General features: G+C 47.5%; 6 protein-coding genes and 1 pseudogene. All 7 read left to right on the top strand.

What is annotated here, in order from left to right; all coding sequences use genetic code 11:
- Nucleotides 1–135: 135 nt before the first annotated feature.
- Nucleotides 136–345, top strand: coding sequence for a hypothetical protein (locus H6G26_RS39535; RefSeq protein WP_242054344.1), 210 nt, complete (start codon nucleotides 136–138; stop codon nucleotides 343–345).
- A gap of 155 nt (nucleotides 346–500) precedes the next feature.
- Nucleotides 501–1,439, top strand: coding sequence for a DUF5996 family protein (locus H6G26_RS39530; RefSeq protein WP_190737332.1), 939 nt, complete (start codon nucleotides 501–503; stop codon nucleotides 1,437–1,439).
- 65 nt (nucleotides 1,440–1,504) lie between these two features.
- On the top strand, nucleotides 1,505–1,828 hold the full coding sequence (locus H6G26_RS39525) for a nuclear transport factor 2 family protein (RefSeq protein ID WP_242054342.1): 324 nt from the start codon (nucleotides 1,505–1,507) through the stop codon (nucleotides 1,826–1,828).
- Nucleotides 1,829–2,044: 216 nt separating this feature from the next.
- Nucleotides 2,045–2,203, top strand: coding sequence for a CPBP family intramembrane glutamic endopeptidase (locus H6G26_RS44450; RefSeq protein WP_347242596.1), 159 nt, complete (start codon nucleotides 2,045–2,047; stop codon nucleotides 2,201–2,203).
- Between the two features lie 28 nt (nucleotides 2,204–2,231).
- Complete coding sequence (locus tag H6G26_RS39515; RefSeq protein ID WP_190737330.1) at nucleotides 2,232–3,023, top strand: CPBP family intramembrane glutamic endopeptidase; 792 nt, start codon at nucleotides 2,232–2,234, stop codon at nucleotides 3,021–3,023.
- Nucleotides 3,024–3,165: 142 nt separating this feature from the next.
- The gene (locus H6G26_RS39510; RefSeq protein ID WP_190737328.1) at nucleotides 3,166–3,453 is read left to right on the top strand and encodes a hypothetical protein; all 288 of its coding nucleotides are present in this window, start codon (nucleotides 3,166–3,168) and stop codon (nucleotides 3,451–3,453) included.
- Between the two features lie 390 nt (nucleotides 3,454–3,843).
- A pseudogene (locus tag H6G26_RS39500) lies at nucleotides 3,844–3,977 on the top strand (prolyl oligopeptidase family serine peptidase); the annotation flags it as partial.

Raw genomic sequence — 3,977 nt, 5'->3', positions numbered from 1 at the left:
CTAGTAGTCAACAACCTGGTTGTGGCTTTCCCATCGCTAAAATCGGTGTAATATTTTGTTTAACTACAGGCGCTGCTATTGCTTTAGCTGTCGATGTTTTGCCAAGCGTATCAACCGTTTATTGACAAATTGGACTTGAAGCAGTTTTACTCGCTGCCCATTCCCAAAAGCTACCTCTACTGTACAGAAGACAATGTCTTACCTCAAAGGGAGGGGGGTTGGCATCCCAGGATGTCTAGCCGCTTGGGGCTATTTCGACTCGTGCAAATGCCGGGTAGTCATGAGGTGATGTTTTCTAATCCTATCGGTCTAGTAGAAAAGATTATTGTCGCAGGGCGCGACTAGCCGCGAAAGTCGATCGCAGGCATCTGAACAAATCATCGTCCCGTGAATTTTGCCAGATAAACAGAGAAAAGACTATTGATAGCGATTAATAGCGATTCTAATTTCATCTAGATTTCCTTCTTCTTCAACATGTTCTCCTCATGTGGGTGATTTTTATGGCTGTTTCTAATCAAAATACTTCCATTGACATCGTTTGGCCCAGCTTGCCCTTAGCAGCTTGGCAGGATACCTATGCAACTCTCCATCTATGGACGCAAGTCATCGGTAAAATCCGGTTGGCACTGGCACCTAAACTCAATCACTGGTGGCAATCTACTCTTTATGTCACACCGCGTGGACTAACAACTGCTTCAATCCCTTGCGGAACTCGTAACTTTCAAATTAGCTTTGATTTTCTCGACCATCAACTACAAATCGACACTAGCGACGGCATCGCTAAAAGAATTGCACTGTCTCCTCGCTCTGTGGCAGATTTTTACCAAATGGTGCTAACTACATTGAGCAACATCGGCATCGAAGTCCGAATCTGGACGATGCCGCAAGAAGTTTCAGAACCAATCCCGTTCGATCAGGACTATCAACACGCAGCTTATGATCCGGAATATGCACAACGGTTCTGGCGAATTCTTGTGCAAGTCGATCGGGTCATGACCTTATTCCGTTCCCAGTTTATTGGTAAATCCAGCCCTGTACATTTTTTTTGGGGCAGCTTTGATCTTGCTGTGACTCGTTTCTCTGGTCGTCGTGCGCCAGAACACCCAGGAGGAGTTCCGAATATGGCAGATTGGGTCACACGAGAAGCCTATTCACACGAAGTCAGTAGCTGTGGTTTTTGGCCGGGGGGTGGGTCAGTGGTGGAGCCTGTTTTTTACGCTTATGCTTACCCTACGCCGTCAGGGTTCCATGATTACCCGATCCAACCCACAGAAGCTTTTTACAGCTCAGAGATGCAAGAGTTTATCCTACCCTATGAAGCCGTGAGACAAACTGACGATCCAGATGCAATGCTCCTTGCTTTTTTCCAAAGCACTTATGAAGCAGCAGCCAATTTAGGACATTGGGATCGAGTTGCGCTGGAGCATACTCAAAGTTGAGTGTTGGAACTTATTAAACTCAAGTTGGCTAAAACAAAGACAACTTGAATAGAGGAGAAATTCAAATGTCAGACAAAAATAAAGCCATCTTAGAAGAGGCAAACGCGGCGATCGCTCAAGGCAACTATGAAGGATTCTTGTCGTTCTGCACCGACGACACGGAATGGACATTTGTCGGCGACAGAACCCTGAAAGGAAAAGCAGCCGTTCGCCAATGGATGGCAACGGAGTATGTGGAACCGCCTTTGAATATCGTTGCGAACTTGATCGCTGAGGGGGATTTCGTCACGGTACTCGGCGACCTCACAATCAAGGACGAAGACGGGAAGGCGGCTCATTCTCGTACTGCGACATCTGGCGCTTTCGTGGCGACAAGATGGTCGAATTAAGAGCTTTCGTAATCCCAGCCGAAGTCAAGGCTGAAACCAGCAATGCAGCGTAAATCATCTGCAAAAGTCAGGATGTATTCTCATGAAAAACGCAACTTACGTGGCGCTATCAGTGCTGGTGATAATCCCCATATTCCTGGCGATCACCTACAAGGTGTTCAAACGCGACGAGGCATCCGAACCCGTTTCCCAGAGGCATCAGAAGGGTCGTCGGTAATCTCGTCAGTCAATAACGTCTTTCCCGCAGCCGTAGTCGCTGGTCTCGCCACTGCCGAGGCCTTCCGCCGCAGCGGCTCGGTCTGGACTGCTGTCATTGTTCACGTCGTTTTCAACTTGCCCACAATTCCGGTGATGGTAGCTGCTGGCATGGACTGATAGGACGGATCATCTGGAGGTTAAACCAATGGCAATTTTGAAACAATTCGGGATTCTATTTGGGTTGGGCAGTGTGGGAATTGTCATGTTCACGATCACGTCTATTCCCTTAGTCGAGCAACAGTTAGCGAAACTGTCTCCAGAAATACTGGAAAAAGTGCCGCCATTGTGGATTTTAATGCTTCTGCAAGGACTACAGTATTCAATTCTACTGGCAATCAGCATTCTAATCGGAATTGGTTGTGCCTATCGTGTTGGATTAAGCTCTCATTTGATTGATCATTGGGTGTTTCACACCGCTAAGTCTCCATCTTTTGCCGTTGAGATGAAGTGGAGCTTGGGTGTGGGTGCAGCGGCGACGATCGTTCTCTTGTTGCTCGATCAGTTGATGCAACCTGTCCTACCTGAAGCGCTACGGGCAGCCAATAATACAGAGCTAAGTTGGTTGAATTTGCTCACAGCAATGTTCTATGGCGGCATTACTGAGGAAATTTTGATGCGCTGGGGTTTAATGTCGCTGCTTGTTTGGATCGCGTGGAAAGGGCTAAAACAAGGCGTTACGTTGCCAAGTCAAGGGATTTACCAGGGTGCGATCTTTCTAGCCGCGTTAGTATTTGGATTACTACACCTGCCAGCGACTGCCGCGATCGTTCCCCTCACTCCAGCTGTGATTATTCGGGCGTTGTTACTGAATGGGATTGTGGGGATTGCGTTTGGCTGGCTCTTTTGGCAATATTCGCTAGAAGCTGCAATGTTAGCCCATATCAGCTTTCATGCTTTTGCCTCTGTTCTTAGCAGTTTACTGGCAAGGTTGGCTTAAGTTTTGGAATATATCTCGTAGGGCTAGCACTGCCCACAAAGCTTTACCGTGAAAGGTTTTAAAAAGAAAGGTTTTAAAAATGGTGGGCGATGCCCACTACTTGAATTGATGCTCAACTCTACAGTTTAAGGTGGTAAATCAAATGATTCAGTGCAAAGATTTTGTGCCTCGGATTACTGAACGGGGACCCTTCGGCGGAGCTTCCGATTATGAATCCTTCTCTGAGGTTGTGAGTGAGGTCAATCAGTGGATTGAAAATACAACGATACAGGTGATCAATGTTGAAACCGTTGTTTTACCAGATAGCTTGAAAAGCACAAGTGATGGTGTTTACGGCGTGACAGTCAGTAATGGGGTCTACCCAGTGATGATCAGCCAGGGCGTTGCAGTCAATTGCTTTCAATGTGTGCGTGTGTGGTACAGAGAATAAGCTTCACCGGAGAAGAAATAATGAAACGATTTACCTTGTTTAGTTTCCTGTACCTCGCGCTCGGAGTTTGTTTGACGGCGATCGCGCTTGGATACCCAAACCTGCCTTCGGGTCTTCAAACTAGCCTGTTCGCCAGTGCAGGAGCGTCCTACTTTGTTTGTATTCTCAGTACCTTCCCTTTTTGGCGGGAGGAGACGATCCGCTTCTATCGCAGACGGAATTCAGCGGTAATTCTACCCTGGTTGGTGATTGGATTCAATATTGTTTGGATGATCTGGGAGGTTCAGAGTCAGAACTGGACGATGGAGGCCATTTTAGGAGGGTTTTCGCGGCTAATACTTGTCTTAGGGTTTGCGGAAATCATTGTGATTACATGGCAAGTGAATTCTTGACAAGCCGCACCTTGTCCGCATCGAGACACGGGCGGGACATGGAGCGGGCAAGCCCACGGACAAGATCATTGAGGAAACGGCGGATATGTGGGCTTTTGCCGCTCATTGGACGGGGCTGGATGTGAAGCCAGC

It is taken from the genome of Nostoc sp. FACHB-888 (genome assembly GCF_014696655.1).
Classification (GTDB): Bacteria; Cyanobacteriota; Cyanobacteriia; order Cyanobacteriales; family Nostocaceae; genus Nostoc.
Note: the sequence above shows the minus strand (reverse complement) of the source record. Positions and strands in the feature narration are given on the sequence as shown.

What these genes read in the sequence shown, in the direction of transcription:
- H6G26_RS39530 (WP_190737332.1), top strand. Translation starts at nt 501, where the DNA reads ATGGCTGTTTCTAATCAAAATACTTCCATTGACATCGTTTGGCCCAGC.
- H6G26_RS39525 (WP_242054342.1), top strand. Translation starts at nt 1,505, where the DNA reads ATGTCAGACAAAAATAAAGCCATCTTAGAAGAGGCAAACGCGGCGATC.
- H6G26_RS39515 (WP_190737330.1), top strand. Translation starts at nt 2,232, where the DNA reads ATGGCAATTTTGAAACAATTCGGGATTCTATTTGGGTTGGGCAGTGTG.
- H6G26_RS39510 (WP_190737328.1), top strand. Translation starts at nt 3,166, where the DNA reads ATGATTCAGTGCAAAGATTTTGTGCCTCGGATTACTGAACGGGGACCC.